This window comes from Pseudomonas sp. PDM03, assembly GCF_014852385.1.
Lineage (GTDB): Bacteria > Pseudomonadota > Gammaproteobacteria > Pseudomonadales > Pseudomonadaceae > Aquipseudomonas > Aquipseudomonas migulae.
Window position 1 is genome coordinate 37,336 of sequence record NZ_JACVBM010000019.1, and the last position, 17,648, is coordinate 54,983.

The 17,648-nt window shown below is 59.9% G+C and carries 14 protein-coding genes; 9 read left to right on the top strand and 5 right to left on the bottom strand.

Going from position 1 to position 17,648, the window contains the following annotated elements; genetic code table 11:
• Positions 1–27: 27 nt before the first annotated feature.
• From IB254_RS22860 to phhA, 5 genes are all read right to left on the bottom strand, one after another.
• Complete coding sequence (locus IB254_RS22860) at positions 28–210, bottom strand: hypothetical protein (RefSeq protein ID WP_008030471.1); 183 nt, start codon at positions 208–210, stop codon at positions 28–30.
• A gap of 76 nt (positions 211–286) precedes the next feature.
• Positions 287–418: a hypothetical protein gene (locus IB254_RS29700; protein WP_008030474.1), complete on the bottom strand. Its 132-nt coding sequence runs from the start codon at positions 416–418 to the stop codon at positions 287–289.
• Between the two features lie 272 nt (positions 419–690).
• On the bottom strand, positions 691–1,884 hold the full coding sequence (locus IB254_RS22865; RefSeq protein WP_192419577.1) for an amino acid aminotransferase: 1,194 nt from the start codon (positions 1,882–1,884) through the stop codon (positions 691–693).
• Positions 1,884–2,240 carry a 4a-hydroxytetrahydrobiopterin dehydratase gene (locus tag IB254_RS22870; RefSeq protein ID WP_008030478.1) on the bottom strand — a complete coding sequence of 119 codons (357 nt, stop codon included), beginning with the start codon at positions 2,238–2,240 and terminating at the stop codon, positions 1,884–1,886. The genes IB254_RS22865 and IB254_RS22870 overlap by 1 nt, the downstream gene beginning before the upstream one ends.
• A 104-nt stretch (positions 2,241–2,344) precedes the next feature.
• Positions 2,345–3,130, bottom strand: coding sequence for a phenylalanine 4-monooxygenase (phhA, locus tag IB254_RS22875; protein ID WP_192419578.1), 786 nt, complete (start codon positions 3,128–3,130; stop codon positions 2,345–2,347).
• A gap of 410 nt (positions 3,131–3,540) precedes the next feature.
• On the opposite strand from phhA, the gene IB254_RS22880 reads away from it, so the two are divergent.
• The 9 genes from IB254_RS22880 to IB254_RS22920 all read left to right on the top strand — a co-directional run bounded on the left by IB254_RS22880 (position 3,541) and on the right by IB254_RS22920 (position 17,556).
• The gene (locus tag IB254_RS22880; protein ID WP_111451850.1) at positions 3,541–5,100 is read left to right on the top strand and encodes a sigma-54-dependent transcriptional regulator; all 1,560 of its coding nucleotides are present in this window, start codon (positions 3,541–3,543) and stop codon (positions 5,098–5,100) included.
• Between the two features lie 313 nt (positions 5,101–5,413).
• Positions 5,414–6,154 carry a flagellar basal body rod protein FlgF gene (locus IB254_RS22885; RefSeq protein WP_008030482.1) on the top strand — a complete coding sequence of 247 codons (741 nt, stop codon included), beginning with the start codon at positions 5,414–5,416 and terminating at the stop codon, positions 6,152–6,154.
• A gap of 45 nt (positions 6,155–6,199) precedes the next feature.
• Positions 6,200–6,985, top strand: coding sequence for a flagellar basal-body rod protein FlgG (gene flgG, locus IB254_RS22890; RefSeq protein ID WP_008042682.1), 786 nt, complete (start codon positions 6,200–6,202; stop codon positions 6,983–6,985).
• A 52-nt stretch (positions 6,986–7,037) separates the two neighbouring features.
• Entirely contained in the window at positions 7,038–7,733 is a 696-nt protein-coding gene (gene flgH / locus IB254_RS22895; protein WP_008042681.1) for a flagellar basal body L-ring protein FlgH, read from the top strand.
• Positions 7,734–7,760: 27 nt separating this feature from the next.
• A complete protein-coding gene (locus IB254_RS22900; RefSeq protein ID WP_032832736.1) occupies positions 7,761–8,849 on the top strand; it encodes a flagellar basal body P-ring protein FlgI in 1,089 nt (362 codons plus the stop codon).
• An 11-nt stretch (positions 8,850–8,860) separates the two neighbouring features.
• Entirely contained in the window at positions 8,861–10,147 is a 1,287-nt protein-coding gene (gene flgJ, locus IB254_RS22905; RefSeq protein ID WP_192419579.1) for a flagellar assembly peptidoglycan hydrolase FlgJ, read from the top strand.
• Between the two features lie 22 nt (positions 10,148–10,169).
• Positions 10,170–12,236 (top strand): flagellar hook-associated protein FlgK, encoded by a 2,067-nt coding sequence (gene flgK, locus IB254_RS22910; protein WP_192419580.1) that lies wholly within the window; start codon positions 10,170–10,172, stop codon positions 12,234–12,236.
• Positions 12,237–12,249: 13 nt separating this feature from the next.
• Entirely contained in the window at positions 12,250–13,848 is a 1,599-nt protein-coding gene (locus IB254_RS22915; protein ID WP_192419582.1) for a flagellar hook-associated protein 3, read from the top strand.
• Between the two features lie 126 nt (positions 13,849–13,974).
• Positions 13,975–17,556 (top strand): glycosyltransferase, encoded by a 3,582-nt coding sequence (locus IB254_RS22920; RefSeq protein WP_192419583.1) that lies wholly within the window; start codon positions 13,975–13,977, stop codon positions 17,554–17,556.
• Positions 17,557–17,648 lie beyond the last annotated feature (92 nt).

Below are 17,648 nucleotides of genomic sequence, written 5' to 3' on the forward strand. Positions count from 1 at the left end.
AAAACTATTTGCCGGGTGGGGGGCGAATCAGGGTTTGGCGGGGGCGACCAGTTGTGTCGTGACCAGGGCGGCCAGGGCATTTTCTTCGCTGCCGAAACGGGCGAGCAATGCCGCTTGTTTCTCGGGGGAGAGGCGATTCCAGATCTCGATCATCTTCTCGGCGGTGCCGATCAGAACGCTGGCCTGGGTCTCGCTAAAGTCATCGGTCATGGATAAGTGGCTCGGTTTCAGGCGGTGTGGAAAGCGCATGTTAGCGCTTTCCACACGGTCTGGCATTGCGGGTGTTTCAGTCTTCGCTGTCGGCCTGGCGGCGTTCAGTGGCTTCTTTCGGCTCGGGCTGTTGGGCGCCGGCTTGCTGCGTGGGTGTCTGCTCAGTTTCGTGCAGGCTTGGGAAGGGGAGATTAGGGATCTCGTGCATGTTTCGCGCTCCTCGCAAAGTCTGTTGATAGATCTGGTAGATCCGCGCTTTTACAAAGCCTGGGCAGGATACAGCAGGAGAAATGACAATCAGACTTTTATATCCATTTGTTACGACGGATGGGCTTGTCTAGACAGGTTTGTATGGGTGGTGAAAAGCAAGTGTGGGAGCGAGCCTGCTCGCGATAGCGGAGTGTCAGCCAACATCTATGTCGACTGATACACCGCTATCGCGAGCAGGCTCGCTCCCACAGGGGATATAGGTGCTTGAGGTTATTTGCAGACCTTTGCAATGGCTTCGGCCAGCAGATCAAGACGCGTCGCATCAATCCCCGCCACGTTTGCCCGGCCGGTACCAACCATGTAAACGCTGTGATGATCACGCAACTGTTTAACCTGGTCAGGCGTCAATCCGGTGTAGGAAAACATCCCGCGTTGCACACCAATGTGCGCAAAGCGCTCGCGCAAACCATGAGGCTCCAGCGCCTCGACCAGACCGCTGCGCAGTTGGGCGATACGCAAGCGCATGGCTTCCACTTCGTCGGCCCAGAGGCTTTTCAGCTCCGGATCGCCGAGGATCGTTGCCACGACGGCGGCGCCGTGATCCGGTGGAGTCGACCACAAGTTGCGGGCGATATTGGCCAGTTGGCTGCGGATATCCACCAGTTTGTCAGTCGTCTTCGCGCAGACAATCAACGCCCCCGTGCGGTCGCGGTACAGGCCGAAGTTCTTCGAGCAGGAGCTGGTGATCAATACTTCCGGCAGTTCGGCAGCGAACAACCGGGTCGACCACGCATCCTGCTCCAGTCCGTCGCCGAAACCCTGGTAGGCGAAGTCGATCAGCGGCACCAGATTGCGACTGCGCACCACTTCCAGTACCCGGCGCCAGTCGTCATGGGACAGATCGAAACCGGTCGGGTTGTGGCAGCAAGCGTGCAGCAAAACCACATCGCCCTCAGGGGCTTCGTTGAGTGCTGCCAGCATCGCTTCAACATCGAGGCGGTTGTCGCTGCCGACATAAGGGTAGTGGTTAACCTTGACCCCGGCCGTGGCGAAAATGGTTTCGTGAATCGGCCAGGTCGGGTTGCTCAACCACACGCCACGTCCCGGCAGGCACTGGGCGATGAAGTCTGCGCTCAAGCGCAACGCACCGGTGCCGCCTGGCGTCTGGGTGGCGCCGGCGCGTTGTTCGGCGATCAGCGCAGAATTGGCACCGAGCACCAACTCATTGATGGCTTTGCCGAACGCCGGTTCGCCGTGACCGCCGATGTAGGTCTTGGTGGTCTGGCGATCCACCAGGCGTTGCTCCGCAATCTTCACGGCCTGGGGGATCGGCGTCAGGCCAAAGGCGTCTTTATAGACGCCCACGCCAAGGTCGAATTTGCGCGGGTTGGGGTCCTGCGCATAGGCCTCCATCAGGCCGAGAATCGGGTCGCCGGGTACTCGACCTATGGCGTCGAAATGCATTATTTGCGGCCCTCGGCGTCCTTGGCCACTTCGTCAGTGCGCGCGGCCATGATGAAATCGTTGCGGTGCAGGCCTTTGATGGAGTGGCTCCACCAGGTCACGGTGACTTTGCCCCATTCGGTCAGCAGGCCCGGGTGGTGACCTTCAGCCTCGGAGATTTCCCCGACGGCGTTGGTGAACGCCAGCGCGTGCTTGAAGTTCTTGAACAGGAATACCTTCTCCAGCTGCATGACGCTGTCGCGGACTTCGATGTTCCAGTCAGGGATCTGCTTGATCAGTACCGGCAGCTCTTCGTCGCTGACCTGAGGGGCGTCGGCGCGGCAGGCTTCGCAATGGGCTTGGTTCAATGTGGACATGATGTGTTCCTGAATTCGAATGATTGGAAATCGGCCGTCAGTGCAACCACGCTAAACCAAAGCGTCGATTCCTGACAGGCTCACTTGATTCTAAAAGCTGCGGATCACGCGGCTTTCGGCGGAAATTTCGGTGCGTGCAAGCCCAGCTGCATGCCTTGCTTGACCATGCCCATGATGTCTTCGTGGGCGAGGTCGAACAGACGCTTGAGGTTCGGCAGGACGAAATACAAAGGTTGCAGGATGTCGATGCGGTAAGGCGTGCGCATGCATTCCAGTGGGTCGAAGGCCTGATGCTCAGGTTCGTTCGACAGGCTGTAAACGGTTTCTTTCGGCGAGGAAAGAATGCCGCCGCCGTAAATGCGCTGGCCTTCGGGTGTATCGACCAGGCCGAACTCGATGGTCATCCAGTACAAGCGCGCCAGGTACACGCGTTCTTCCTTGGAAGCCTTCAGGCCGAGTTTGCCGTAGGTGTGGGTGAATTCGGCGAACCAAGGGTTGGTTAGCAGCGGGCAGTGACCAAAGATCTCGTGGAAAATGTCCGGCTCTTGCAGGTAATCCAACTCTTCGCGGGTACGAATAAACGTCGCCACCGGAAACTGCTTGTTGCCCAGTAATTCAAAGAAGGTCTGAAAAGGAATCAGCGCGGGTACTCGGGCAACCTGCCAGCCGGTGGTTTCACCGAGGACTTTGTTGATTTCGCCGAGTTGCGGAATGCGGTCGTGGGGCAGACCGAGTTTTTCGATACCGTCCAGGTATTCCTGGCACGCACGCCCTTCGATCACTTTCAGTTGGCGAGTGATCAGCGTGTTCCACACCGCATGTTCTTCCGCGGGGTAGTCGATAAAACCTTGCGCATCGGGCTCGCGAGCCACGTACTGCGTCTGCTTCATGCTGCTCTCCTGCTAGGGGATTTCGTTCTTGTTATGTCCTGCTATGGACTTAGAAATACCTCAGGAATTGCGATGTTGCAGCACGTGTAAGCCGTTGCATGTAGGAAAATTCGTTGGTTTTCGTAAGCTTTTCGTTACGGATTGGCGGCTGTGGCGCAGCGCATGAGTTTTTCGGGTTTGAAATGGCTCACAGGTGTCACATAATCTTGACGACTATCTGAGGGCGCCCAGAGAAATATTTCCCCTGTGGGCCTCGATTGATTGGTAAACCGCTGTATGTAGGAGCCGGCTTGCTGCGGGCGGCGTTCCGACGATAGCGTTCTCAAGGACGCCATCGTCGGAACGCCGCCCGCAGCAAGCCAGCTCCTACAGGGAGCGATCCATCGCCTTAATTTACCTTCGGGCCTTTTATGCGTATCAAAGTCCACTGCCAGAACCGCATCGGCATCCTGCGCGACATTCTCAATTTGCTGGTCGAGTACGGGATCAACGTCGCTCGCGGTGAAGTGGGGGGCGAGCATGGCAACGCGATCTACCTGCATTGCCCGAACCTGATCAATATTCAGTTCCAGGCGTTGCGTCCGAAATTCGAGTCGATTGCCGGGGTCTTTGGCGTCAAGCGTGTAGGCCTCATGCCGAGCGAGCGTCGGCACATGGAGCTTAATGCTTTGCTCGGGGCCCTGGAATTTCCGGTGTTGTCGATCGACATGGGCGGCTCGATTGTCGCGGCTAACCGCGCGGCGGCGCAGTTGCTCGGCGTGCGTGTCGATGAGGTGCCGGGGATTCCCTTGTCGCGTTACGCCGAGGATTTCGATTTGCCGGAACTGGTGCGCGCCAACAAGTCGCGGATCAACGGGCTGCGGGTCAAGGTCAAGGGTGACGTGTTTCTGGCCGACATCGCGCCGCTGCAATCGGAGCATGACGACAGCGAGGCCATGGCCGGTGCGGTGCTGACGCTGCACCGTGCCGACCGGGTAGGGGAGCGCATTTACAACGTGCGCAAACAGGAGTTGCGCGGGTTTGACAGCATCTTCCAAAGCTCGAAAGTGATGGCGGCGGTGGTACGTGAAGCCCGGCGCATGGCACCGCTGGATGCGCCGCTATTGATAGAAGGCGAAACCGGCACCGGCAAGGAATTGCTGGCACGCGCCTGCCACCTGGCGAGCCCCCGGGGGCAGTCGCCGTTGATGGCGCTCAATTGCGCCGGCCTGCCGGAGTCCATGGCCGAGACTGAATTGTTTGGCTATGGCCCCGGCGCGTTTGAAGGCGCCCGTGCCGAGGGCAAGCTCGGGCTGTTGGAACTGACGGCGGGCGGTACGCTGTTTCTCGATGGCGTGGGTGAAATGAGCCCGCGCTTGCAGGTGAAATTACTCAGATTCCTGCAGGACGGTTGCTTCCGTCGTGTAGGCAGTGATGAAGAGGTTTACCTCGATGTGCGAGTGATCTGTGCCACGCAGGTCGACCTGTCGGAATTGTGCGCTCGTGGCGAGTTTCGCCAGGATTTGTATCACCGTTTGAACGTGCTTTCGCTGCATATCCCGCCACTGCGCGAATGCCTGGATGGTTTGACGCCGCTGGTGGAGCACTTCCTTGATCAGGCCAGTCGGCAGATCGGTTGTCCGCTGCCGAAACTGGCGCCGGCGGCCATGGAACGGCTCAGTCACTACCATTGGCCGGGCAACGTCCGGCAGTTGGAAAACGTGTTGTTTCAGGCGGTTTCGTTGTGCGAAGGCGGGACGGTCAAGGCTGAACATATTCGACTGCCGGATTATGGCGTGCGTCAGCCGCTTGGCGATTTCTCGCTTGAGGGCGGGCTGGATGAGATTGTCGGGCGGTTCGAGAAAGCGGTGCTGGAGCGTTTGTATTCCGAACATCCGAGCAGTCGGCAGTTGGGCAAGCGGTTAGGGGTTTCGCATACGACCATTGCCAACAAGTTGCGTGAGTATGAAGTCGGCAAGACTGAGTCCTAGCTGACATTTGCTGTGTTTGTGCCGGCCTCATCGCGAGCAGGGCTCGCTCCTACAGGGGATTGCATTCCAAATGTAGGAGCGAGCCCTGCTCGCGATAGCGGTATCCTGTTCAGCCTCAAGGTCAAGCCTTGCCACTTACCGGCATAACACCGCCGGTTTTTCGTCTTTGACACATTCCCCCATTTCCCCCTGAACGCCCCAAGTCCTTTGTTTGCCGGGCCCCGCGCCGCCAGAAAAAAGTTGGTCTGCAAATTGCTTATCGCTCAGCAGTACAGCGGTGGGCGGCAAACGTCCGGCATGCAGAGGAAAGAGTGTGGACAAGTACCTTTATGTGGCAATGACCGGCGCCAGCCAGAATGCACTGGCGCAGAAGGCTCATGCGAACAACCTGGCGAACATCTCCACCAACGGCTTCCAGAAAGACCTGGAGCAGGCGCGTTCGATGCCGGTGTTCGGTGACAGCTTTCCGGCGCGTGCGTTTGCGATGTCCGAACGTCCGGCCACCGACTTCTCCGCGGGCTCTCTGGTACAAACCGGTCGCGACCTCGACGTCGCGGTGCAGGGCAACGGCTGGATCGCGGTGCAGAACCCCGACGGCGGTGAAAGCTACGTGCGCACCGGCAGCCTGAACGTTGACGCTTTGGGCGTGTTGCGGGCCGGCAACGGCATGCCGGTGATGGGCAACGGCGGGCCGATTTCCGTGCCGCCCGAGCAGCAAATCGAAGTGGGTGAAGACGGCACTGTCAGCATTCGTGCGATGGGCGAAGGCCCTCGAGTGATGGCTGAAGTCGACCGCATCAAGCTGGTCAACCCGGATTTCAAGAACATGACCAAAGGCCTGGACGGTTCGATCCACACCAAGGATGGCAAGCCGGCGCAAGCCGATGCCAACGTCAAACTGGTGTCCGGGTTCCTGGAGTCGAGCAACGTCAATGCCGTGGAAGAGATGACTTCGGTACTGGCGCTGGCCAAGCAGTTCGAGCTGCACATCAAGATGATGAACACCGCCAAAGACGATGACCAGGCCATGGCTCGGGTCTTGCAGATCAGCTAATTATCAGAACGTCGCGCCGTAAAACAGGCGCACGAGGAGAATCGAATGCTTCCGGCTCTATGGGTTGCCAAAACAGGTCTGTCCGCCCAGGACACCAACCTGACCACCATTTCCAACAACCTGGCGAACGTGTCGACCACGGGTTTCAAACGTGACCGCGCCGAGTTCCAGGACCTGCTGTACCAGATCAAACGCCAGCCAGGCGCCCAGTCGACCCAGGACAGCGAACTGCCGTCGGGTCTGCAATTGGGTACCGGTGTGCGCATTGTCGGCACCCAGAAAAACTTCAACGCCGGTAGCCTGCAAACCACCGAGCAGCCGTTGGACATGGCCATCGACGGTCGCGGTTTCTTCCAGATCCTGCAACCGGACGGCACCACGTCCTACACCCGTGACGGTACGTTCCACCTCGACTCCAACGGCCAGATCGTGAACGCCAACGGCTTCGCCCTCGAGCCGGCCATTGTCATTCCGAACGACGCGCAGACTTTCACGGTCGGTCGCGACGGCACCGTGTCCATCACCATTGCCGGCAACCCGGCATCCCAGGTGATCGGCAACCTGCAAACCGCCGACTTCATCAACCCGGCCGGCCTGCAAGCGGTGGGTAACAACCTGTTCCTGGAAACCGCTGCCAGCGGCGCGCCGCAAGTCGGCACGCCAGGCCTGGCCGGTTTCGGTACCACGCTGCAGAACACCCTGGAAACTTCCAACGTCAGCACCGTTGAAGAGATGGTCAACATGATCACCACTCAGCGCGCTTACGAGATGAACTCCAAGGTGATCTCCACCGCCGACCAGATGCTCTCGTTCGTAACGCAGAATCTGTAATCAAGTCTATGAGGCGGTCATGAGGCCGCCTGCAACACCGTGAGGTAGGGTCATGAATCGCTTTGTATCTGTCCTGGCACTGAGTGGCGTCGTCGCGCTGGCGGGTTGCGTCGGTCCGACGCCCAAGCCCAATGACCCTTACTACGCCCCGGTGTTGCCGCGTACGCCATTGCCGGCTGCCGCGAACAACGGCTCGATCTACCAGGCCGGTTTCGAACAGAACCTGTACAGCGACCGCAAGGCGTTCCGGGTCGGTGACATCATTACCATCACCCTGAACGAAAAAACCCAGGCCAGTAAAAACGCCAACTCGCAAGTGGCCAAGAACAGCAAGGCCGGCATTGGCCTGACGTCGTTGTTCGGTGTGGTGCCCAACACTAACAACCCATTCAATGAGAATGATCTGACACTGAATGCGAGTTACAGCGGTGACCGCGCGACCAAGGGCGACAGCAAGGCAGGGCAGGGCAACAGCCTGACCGGTTCGATCACCGTGACCGTCGCCGACGTCTTGCCCAACGGCATCATTGCCGTGCGCGGCGAGAAGTGGATGACCCTCAATACCGGTGATGAACTGGTACGGATCGCCGGCCTGGTCCGGGCCGATGACATCGCGACCGACAACACGGTTTCGTCAACGCGCATCGCCGATGCACGCATCACCTATTCGGGCACCGGTTCGTTTGCCGATGCGAGTCAGCCAGGCTGGTTCGACCGTTTCTTCCTCAGCCCGCTGTTCCCTTTCTAGGTGGTCACGTTGAATTTCAAACACCTGATGGTGGCTGCGTTCCTGATGTCCGCAGCCTTCGGTGCTCAGGCCGAGCGGCTGAAGGATATCGCCAGTATTTCCGGCGTACGTTCCAACCAATTGATCGGCTACGGCCTGGTGGTCGGGCTCAACGGTACCGGCGATCAGACGACGCAGACGCCGTTCACCCTGCAAACTTTCAACAACATGCTCTCGCAGTTCGGCATCAAGGTGCCGCCCGGTTCGGGCAACGTGCAGTTGAAGAACGTCGCGGCGGTATCGATCAGTGCCGACTTGCCGGCCTTCGCCAAACCGGGTCAGCAGGTGGACATTACCGTGTCCTCCATCGGTAACTCCAAGAGCCTGCGTGGCGGCACCTTGCTGCTGACGCCGCTCAAGGGTATCGACGGCAACGTTTACGCGGTCGCCCAGGGCAACCTGGTCGTCGGCGGTTTTGATGCTGAAGGTCGTGACGGTTCGAAGATCACCGTCAACGTTCCGTCGGCCGGTCGCATCCCTGGTGGTGCGTCGGTCGAGCGTTCGGTGCCGAGTGGTTTCAACCAGGGCAACAGCCTGACGTTGAACCTCAACCGTTCCGACTTCACCACCGCCAAGCGCATCGTCGACAAGATCAACGACATGCTCGGCCCTGGCGTTGCCCAGGCCATCGACGGCGGTTCGATTCGCGTCAGTGCGCCGCTGGATCCGGGCCAGCGCGTCGACTATCTGTCGATCATCGAGAACCTTGAAGTCGATCCGGGTCAGGCGGTGGCGAAAGTCATCATCAACTCCCGCACCGGCACCATCGTGATCGGCCAGAACGTCAAGGTGTCCCCGGCCGCCGTGACTCACGGCAGCCTGACCGTGACCATCACCGAAGACCCGATCGTCAGTCAGCCCGGCCCTCTGTCCAATGGTCAGACCGCTGTTGTGCCGCGTTCGCGGGTCAACGCCCAGCAGGAAGCCAAGCCGATGTTCAAGTTCGGCCCGGGAACCACCCTCGACGAGATCGTGCGTGCGGTGAACCAGGTCGGCGCGGCGCCAGGTGACTTGATGGCAATCCTTGAAGCACTGAAACAGGCCGGCGCATTGCAAGCCGACCTGATCGTGATCTGAGGCCGGCGACCATGGATATGCACAAGAGTGGTCTGGTCAGCAGCGCCGATTCGGGGTCCTATTCGGACCTCAATCGTCTGAATCAGCTCAAGGTCGGCGACAAGAACAGTGACGAAAACCTGCGCAAGGTGGCGCAGGAATTCGAGTCGCTGTTCCTCGGTGAAATGCTCAAGTCCATGCGCAAGGCGACCTACACGCTGGCCGAGGGCAATCCGCTCAACACGCCGGCGGCCAAGCAGTACCAGGAAATGTACGACCAGCAGTTGGCCGTTTCCATGTCCCGCGAGGGCGGTGGTATTGGTCTGGCGGACGTACTGATGCGCCAGATGTCGAAGAACAAACCACTGGCGCCGGGCGAAGCGGCAACGCTGTCGGCGGCCAAGCAGGAAGCGGCAAAAGCGGCGGTGCAGACGCCGGTGGCGGCGGGCACGGTCGGGACCAACGGGCCGCTGTCGCGAGTCAATGGCCAACGTCCGTTGTGGGCTTCGCGCTCGATCAGCACTCCACAGGCGGCAGGCGAGGGCGCACATCGCAACGACATGGCGCTGATCAATCAGCGGCGCCTGGCGTTGCCGCCGAAACTGGCTGACCGCTTGCTGGCGGGCCTGGTGCCTTCGGCGACGACGACCGCCGCGACGCTCAATAACCCTAGATTGCCAGAGCGCACCACGCCGACCGGTTCGGGGCCTTTGTTCAACGGTGACTGGCTGGCGACTGCGCAAGCATCAGCGAACACCGGCTTGCAGATTCATGGTCGTGCCATCGCTCAGATACCGTTGGCTCCAGCGAAAAAAACCTTCAGTTCTGCCGACCAGTTCGTCAACACCATGTTGCCGATGGCCAAGGAAGCCGCCGAGCGCATCGGTGTCGATCCGCGTTACCTGGTGGCTCAAGCGGCGCTGGAAACCGGCTGGGGCAAATCGGTCATGCGCGCACAGGATGGCAGCAGCAGCCACAACCTGTTCGGCATAAAGGCAAGCAGCAACTGGAAGGGCGATTCGGCGCGGGCGATCACCAGCGAATTCCGAAATGGCGCGATGGTCAAGGAGACGGCCGAGTTCCGTTCCTATGGCTCTTACAAGGACAGCTTCCATGACCTTGTGACTTTGTTGCAAACCAACAATCGCTATCAAGATGTCGTGAAGTCGGCCGATAACCCAGAACAGTTTGTACGCGAGTTGCAAAAGGCCGGTTACGCAACCGACCCGGACTACGCGAGCAAGATTTCGCAGATAGCCAAGCAGATGACGAGTTACCAGAACTACGCTGCGGCGGGCGTTTCCACCACGCCTTTATAGGCACAAGGATTAAGGTCGAACCATGAGTTTGCTCAATATCGGGATGTCGGGTCTGGCCGCAGGCCAATCCTCGTTGATGACCACCGGCAACAACATTGCCAACGTCGACACCGCCGGGTACTCGCGCCAGCAAACAGTGCAGGGCACCAAGGCCTCGCAGCAGTTCGGCAATGTCTACATCGGCACCGGCACGACCCTGGCCGATGTGCGTCGCGTGTACAACAGCTACCTTGATGCGCAGTTGCAGACCACCACCTCGCTCAACAGCGATTCGGCCGCCTACCTGAATCAGGTCACGCCGCTGGACAAATTGCTCTCCGACACCAGCACCGGCCTGAACGGCGCACTGACCAAGTTTTTTGCCTCGGTGCAGAACGTCAACGCCAAGCCGGGTGACGACGCGTCCCGCCAGTTGCTGCTCAGCGATGCCCAGGCCTTGAGCAACCGTTTCAACTCGGTCTCCGCGCAGTTGACCCAGCAGAATGCCAATATCAACGGCAACCTGACGAACATGGCGGATCAGGTCAACAAGCTGGCCGCTACCGTGGCGCAGTTGAACCAGAAGATCTCCGAAGTTTCCAGTTCCGGCGGCATGCCGAACGAGCTGCTCGACGCCCGTAACGAAACCGTGCGCCAGCTGGCGACCTTCACCGGTGCGCAAGTGGTGGAGCGTGAAGGCAATCTCGACATTTACCTGGGCAGCGGTCAGCCGCTGGTCATGGGTAATACGGTCAACAAACTTGAAGTGGTGCCGGGCAAAGACGATCCGGGCCGCTTGTCGCTGCAACTCAATCGTGGTTCGAGCACCATTGATATCACCTCGATCATGACCGGCGGCGAAATCGGCGGGTTGCTGCGTTATCGCAGCACCGTACTGGACCCGGCCATGAACGAATTGGGCCGTGTGGCGCTGGTCGTCGCTGACCAGATGAACAGCCTTCAGGCTCAGGGCATCGACAAGAACGGCGCCTTCGGTTCGAACCTGTTCAACAACATCAATTCGGCCAAGCTGGTCTCCGAACGCAGCGTCGCCAGCCTGAACAACGTGGGCGCCGGTAACTTTGATGTGAGCATCAAGGACACTGGCAAGCTGACCATCAGCGATTACAAGGTCACGTTCACCACTGCGACCGATTTCACCGTTCAGCGCCTGCCGGACAACACGCCGATGGGCCCCTTCAGCACGGTGGCGCCGGCAACGGCACCGGTCATCGACGGCGTCGAGATGAAGTTCAACGCGGCTTCTGCCACGGCGGGCGACACCTTCAGGATTACCCCGACCCGCGATGCTGCGGAAAACATCAAGACCGAGATGACCGACTCCAAGCGTCTGGCCATCGCGGCACCGCTGGGCGCGGCGATTGCAGCGAGCGGCAGTGGCAGCGGCACCCTGACGATCCCGGCCAGCGGTCAGCCGACCCTGACCACCAAGTTCGACATCTACGACGCGGCGACCACCACCGCGATGCAGAACGGCCTGAAAAACTCCACGCCGACCAAGATAGTCTTTGGTGCGGTGTCCGCCGCCGGCACCAGCCAGACCTACCAGTTTCTGGATGCCAAGGGTGGGGTGATCAGCAGCGGTACCATCAAGCCGGGTGAGACCAACACCCTGAACCTGAGCATTCCGCTCACGGATGCCGCGGGTGCACCGATCCCGGCTCCGCCCGCGACCCAGTACTCCGCGGCCTTCAGCATGACCATCGCCGGTGCCCCAAGCAGCGGCGCGGCGATCAACGTCTCGCTCACTCAGCCGGGCAGCCTGGACAACCGTAACGGCACCGCACTGGCTGGCTTGCAGACCGCGCAGACCGTGGACACCGGTTCGGCCAGCAAAGGCATTTCCCTGAACGACGCTTACGGCAAACTGGTCGAGGGCGTGGGTTCCAAGGCTGCACAGGGCAAGCTCGACAGCGCGGCGACCAGCGCCATCCTGGCGAATGCCAAGGGCGCGCGCGACTCGCTCTCGGGTGTCGACCTCGATGAGGAAACCGGCAACCTGGTCAAGTATCAGCAGTACTACACCGCGTCTTCGCAGATCATCAAGGCTGCGCAGGAAATCTTCAGCACACTGATCAACAGTCTTTAAGGAGTCGTAGCCCATGCGCATTTCTACCGCCCAGTTTTACGAGTCCTCGGCTGCCAACTATTCGAAGAACTTCGCCAACGTGGTCAAGAGCAGCGAAGAGGCAAGCAGCCTGGTTCGCGTCAACACCGCCGCCGATGATCCGGTCGGCGCCTCGCGCCTGCTGCAATTGGGTCAGCAGGCTTCGATGCTCGATCAGTTCAACAACAACATGACGACGATCAAGGCCACGCTTGGCCAGACTGAAGCCGTCATGACCAGTATCGGCAACGTGCTGCAACGCGCCAAGGAACTGGCCCTGGGTGCCGGCAACGCCGGTTATACCGATTCCGACCGCCAGGCCAACGCTTCGGAACTCAGCCAGATCGAAGAACAGCTGTTGAGCCTGATGAACACCAAGGACGAAAACGGCAAATACATTTTCGCCGGCTCCAAGGGCGATACCGTTCCGTTCTCGCGTAATACCGACGGCACCTACAGCTATAACGGTGATCAGGTCACGCTGGACCTGCCGATTGGCGACACCCAGTCGATGGCCACCAACAGCACCGGTTGGGCTGTGTTCCAGCAAGCCATCAACACCAGTCGCACACAGTCCACCATGACCACGCCGACGCCGGCCGTCGATGGCGGTCGCGTGGTGCTGTCCAATGGTCAGGTGAATTCGGACGTGACCTACAACGCCAAATTCCGTGGCGGCGAACCCTACACCGTGAATTTCCTCAGCCCTACGCAGCTGGAAATCCGCGACTCGCTGGGTAATGACGTCACGGCCGAAGCTTCTGGCAATGGCGTGTTCAGCTCCTCCGGTGGTGCCGCCACACAGACAATCAACTTCCGTGGCGTTGACCTGAAGTTGAACATCAACATGAAGACGGGCGACGTTCCGGCGACCGTGTTTCCGGCGCCTCCGTCCCCCAATGCCTACAGCTTCACCCTGGCGGCCAAGCCGGACAGCTTCAATGCGACCCGTGCCCCAGGCAACCTGTCCAGCGACGTCGTCACCAATACGAGCATCTCCAACAGTGCCGCCTACCACGCCAGCTTCCCGGAAGGCGGGGCCGTTCTCAAGTTCACCAGCGCCACGGCTTTCGACTTGTATGCAGCGCCTCTGACCGCGAGCAGCAAGCCGGTTTCCAGCGGTGTTCTGGCGGGCAACGTCGCCACCGCATCGGGTGTCGACTTTACGCTGAGCGGCGCACCGTCGATGCAGGCTGGTGACCAGTTCTCCGTTACGGTCAACACTCACCAGACGCAGAACGTTCTGGACACGGTCGCCCAGCTGAAAACCGCGCTGTCGACGCCGACCAACAACAATCCGCAGGCCATTCAAGCACTCAACGCGGCCATTGGTTCCGGTATCGGTAACCTGACCAGTGGCATTGACCAGTTGACCTCGGGCCTCAGCTCCGTGGGTGGTCGCGGTGCGTCGCTGACGACTCAGACCGATATCAACCAGAGCCTGGTGCTGGCCAACACGCAGACCCAGGGCGCGATCCGTGATTCGGACCCGGCCACGGTGATGACCCGCCTGACCTTGCAGCAAACCATGCTGCAAGCCTCGCAACTGGCGTTCAGCAAAATCGCTCAGTTGGGGTTGTTCAACAAAGTCTGAGTCAAGGCCTTCGCGCCATAGGCGCGAAGGTTCAATACACCCGAGTGCAAACCGTCATTTTTCAGCGGTTCAGGGCTGCTCCACTCGTTCCAGAGTGAGCGCCCACCGCTCGCGAGTTCCCCTGCCGTGAAACCAGCTCCTCTTGTCAGCATCGCCATTCCCGCCTACAACCCGCTGTACTTTAAGGCAGCGCTGCAAAGTGCGCTGAACCAGACCTATGCGTCGCTTGAAGTGATCGTGTGTGACGACAGCGACAGCGACAGCGACGAAATCCATGAGTTGGTCCAGGCCTGTACAGTGCCGCAAAGCGTGACATTGCGTTATGTGCGCAATGAACAACGCCTGGGGTTCAAGGGGAATCTGATGGCCTGCGCCGAGCAGGCAACCGGGGAGTACCTGAAGCTTCTCTGTGATGACGATCAACTGCTGCCTGAGAGCATTGCCCGCCAGGTGCAGGGTTTCATTGACCATGACGATGTGAATCTGGTGATTGCCCTGCGTCAGTATTGCGACGGCGATTACCTTCTGCTTCCCGAGCGTCTGGAGAACTCCAGCTTTGCCTCGGGGGACACGCTGTTCAAGGGTGAAGACCTGCTGGATGTGCTGGAAAGCTCGGCCCTGAACTTTCTCAGCAATTTGAGTGGCGCGCTGATGCGCACTCATCAGGTGCTGGAGTATCTGCCCGCGTTGACCCAGGTCGGCGAAGGGTTTGTCGCCCGTCTCGATTTCGCCTTGTTTGTTTGCCTTTTGCGTCGTGGCAACCTGGCGGTTATCGCACAGGTGCTCAGCTTCGAACGCTTGCACCCGGCGCGCCTGAGCAATCAACTGGAGGTCGAACAGGCCGTGGCGGTCGAGCTCGGCTGGCTGACCCAAATGCTGTCGGTGCGCAGCGGCGAGCCGGCACCTGCGCCGGGGCATGTTCGCTTTATCGATCTGGCCAGCGCCGCCCTCGGTGAGCCGTATGACTGGGAAGAAATGGCGCTGGGTCGTTCCCTGGGCTTTACCTCGACGTTGATCCGTTCGCGGGTGGGTGAAAACTGTGACTGTTTTGCTGATGTGTACCAGCAATGGCTGGCGTGTCGCACCCTGAACCCGGCCCAGCAGCGCCTGTTGCCTGCGCGTCTTGCCTCGTGGGCATGGCAGCCGCGAATTGTGCCGGTGGTGATGGATGCCGACGCTGACGATGCGGTACTGGGCGTCACACTGGAGAGCATCGAACGGCAGGTCTATGGCGCCGAAAGGGTGTTGGTGCTCTCGGGTGAAAATTGCACCAGTGCCCTTGCGGGCAACGTGATTCGTGTGGCCTTGCAAGGCGACGGGCTTGAGCAACTCAATGGCCTGATGCAGGCCGACAGTGCGGACTGGTTCTATCTTCTGCGGGCCGGTGATCGCCTGAATGAACTGGCCTTGCTGCTTTTGGCCGAGCGGATGGTCGAGAGTGCCGACGCGCTGTGTATCTATACCGATGAAGGCGGCTTGCGCAATGACGTGTCGGTCGAGCCGATCCTCAAGCCCGATTTCAATCTGGACCTGCTGCGCAGTTATCCCTATGTCGGGCGGACACTGGCCATCCAGCGTCAAGGCTTTGTAGCCGCGGGTGGTTTCACCCCGGACTTCGCTGAGCTCAGTCCTCATGACCTGGTCTGGCGCCTCGTCGAAAGCCACGGCCCGCATGTCGTGGAGCATGTCGCCCAAGTGCTGGTCGAATCCTCGTTCGGCCTGGCGCAATGGCTCGCTCTGCCGCAGGTTATCGAGCAGAACTCCCGCGTACTGTCTGCGCACCTTGATCGTATCGGTGCGGCACACGAGGTGCGGCCAGGCAGCGTGCCGCTCATCAATCGAATTGACTACCAGCATGGCGTTCAGCCGCTGGTGTCCATTGTGGTGGTGGCCCAGGATCAGCTCGGTCGGCTTGAGCGTTGCATCGAAAGTGTGCTGGAGCACACGGCCTATGCTCACTACGAATTGTTGATCGTCGACAACGCAAGCACCTCGATCGAGGCGCGTGACTGGCTGGCCGCCATGTCGCAAATGGGCGGTGAAAAACTGCGCGTGCTGCAGTGCGATTACCCTGATAACCCGGCAGCGGCGCAGAACTTTGCCGTTGCTCAGGCACGCGGCGAGTACGTGCTGTTGCTCAGCCCGGACAGCCTGATCGTCAATCGTGACTGGCTTGGGGAGCTGCTGAATCACGGCTTGCGTCCGGAGGTGGGCGTCGTCGGTGGCCGAATGGTCAGCCCTCAGGGGCGTATCGAAGGTTCGGCCCTGGTGCTGGGGATGCGCGGCCCTGTCGGCGTGCCTTGGCGCGGGGAGGTGATGACCGCTCCGGGGTATATGCAGCGCCAGCAGGCGGTGCAGAATTTGAGTGCTGTGAGAACCGAGTGCCTGCTGGTCCGCAAGCAGGTGTTCGATGAGCTTCAGGGGTTTGACGAGCAGGCCTTTTCCCAAAGACTCGGCGGCCCTGACTTCTGCCTGCGTGTGAAGCAGAAGGGCTATCTGGTGGTCTGGACGCCGTATGCCGAGTCGGTCCACGTGGCTGCCGAGGCGGAGAGCGGGCCGGTGGTGTCAGATCTGCTGGCTGAGCAGAAGCGGTTTTATCAGCGCTGGCTGCCGATCATCGCAAGAGATCCGGCGTACAACGTCAACCTGAGCCTGGGCACCAATAATTTCAGCCTTGAACCGGGTTACAAGAACGACTGGAATCCGTTCGCCCGTCACATGCTGCCACGGGTGCTGGCGATCCCGATCAACGAGACCGCCGTAGGCCATTACCGTGTCACCCAGCCGTTTCTGGAGCTGGAAGCTGCGGGTCAAGTGCTCGGTAATCTTTCTTACCATACGCCTTCGGACATTGAGCTGGAGCGCCAGTCGCCGGACGTCATCATCCTGCAAGGGCGCTACAGTGAGGGCGCGGTGAATGAAGTGGAGCGGGTCAAAAACAGCTCCAAGGCTTTCCGGATCTTCGAGCTCGACGACTATGTCATCGACGTTCCGAAGAAAAACGCTCACGTGCGCAAGGCCATGGTTGGCGTTGAACAAATCGTGCGGCGTGCAGTTGGGTTGTGCGACCGGGTGGTGGTGTCGACCCAACCGCTGGCCGATACCCTCAAAGGTATGCATGACGATATTCGCGTGGTGCCGAACATGCTCGCTCCGTATCTGTGGACCGGTCTGAGCAGCCAGCGACGTACGTCGCGCAAGCCGAGGGTCGGTTGGGGCGGAGGCACCAGTCACGATGGGGATCTGGCGATCATTGCCGATGTCGTTCGTCTGCTGGCGGATGAAGTGGAATGGGTGTTCTTCGGCATGTGCCCGCCGGCGCTCAAGCCTTTCGTGCATGAGTTCCATCCCGCCGTTGGCTTGCAGGCTTACCCTGCCAAACTGGCGAGCCTGAACCTTGATCTGGCTTTGGCGCCGTTGGAGTTTCATATCTTCAACGACTGCAAGAGCAACTTGCGACTGCTGGAATATGGCGCGTGCGGTTATCCGGTGATCTGTACGGACACTGAGGCTTATCGCGGTTATCTGCCGTGTACCAAGGTGGTGAGTAACAGTACCGAGGAATGGCTTGAGGCAATTCGTATGCACCTGGCTGACCCGGATGCGAGTTACCGCATGGGTGATGCGTTGCGCGAGGAAGTGCTGCGCGATTATATGCTGCAGGGTAGCAATCTGAATTATTGGGCTGAGGCTTGGTTGCCGGGTTGATCTCGGGGTTCTGTTGCGATTAGGGGGGCATATCCGTTTCTGCGGTTATGGCTTCTATTGGTTTCGCCCTTACGGCGAGTTACTTGGAAAAG

Coding starts and splice junctions, on each gene's coding strand:
- IB254_RS22865 (WP_192419577.1), bottom strand. CDS start 1,884: ATGCATTTCGACGCCATAGGTCGAGTACCCGGCGACCCGATTCTCGGC.
- IB254_RS22915 (WP_192419582.1), top strand. CDS start 12,250: ATGCGCATTTCTACCGCCCAGTTTTACGAGTCCTCGGCTGCCAACTAT.
- flgG (WP_008042682.1), top strand. CDS start 6,200: ATGCTTCCGGCTCTATGGGTTGCCAAAACAGGTCTGTCCGCCCAGGAC.
- phhA (WP_192419578.1), bottom strand. CDS start 3,130: ATGAAGCAGACGCAGTACGTGGCTCGCGAGCCCGATGCGCAAGGTTTT.
- flgK (WP_192419580.1), top strand. CDS start 10,170: ATGAGTTTGCTCAATATCGGGATGTCGGGTCTGGCCGCAGGCCAATCC.
- flgH (WP_008042681.1), top strand. CDS start 7,038: ATGAATCGCTTTGTATCTGTCCTGGCACTGAGTGGCGTCGTCGCGCTG.
- IB254_RS29700 (WP_008030474.1), bottom strand. CDS start 418: ATGCACGAGATCCCTAATCTCCCCTTCCCAAGCCTGCACGAAACTGAG.
- flgJ (WP_192419579.1), top strand. CDS start 8,861: ATGGATATGCACAAGAGTGGTCTGGTCAGCAGCGCCGATTCGGGGTCC.
- IB254_RS22900 (WP_032832736.1), top strand. CDS start 7,761: ATGGTGGCTGCGTTCCTGATGTCCGCAGCCTTCGGTGCTCAGGCCGAG.
- IB254_RS22880 (WP_111451850.1), top strand. CDS start 3,541: ATGCGTATCAAAGTCCACTGCCAGAACCGCATCGGCATCCTGCGCGAC.
- IB254_RS22870 (WP_008030478.1), bottom strand. CDS start 2,240: ATGTCCACATTGAACCAAGCCCATTGCGAAGCCTGCCGCGCCGACGCC.
- IB254_RS22860 (WP_008030471.1), bottom strand. CDS start 210: ATGACCGATGACTTTAGCGAGACCCAGGCCAGCGTTCTGATCGGCACC.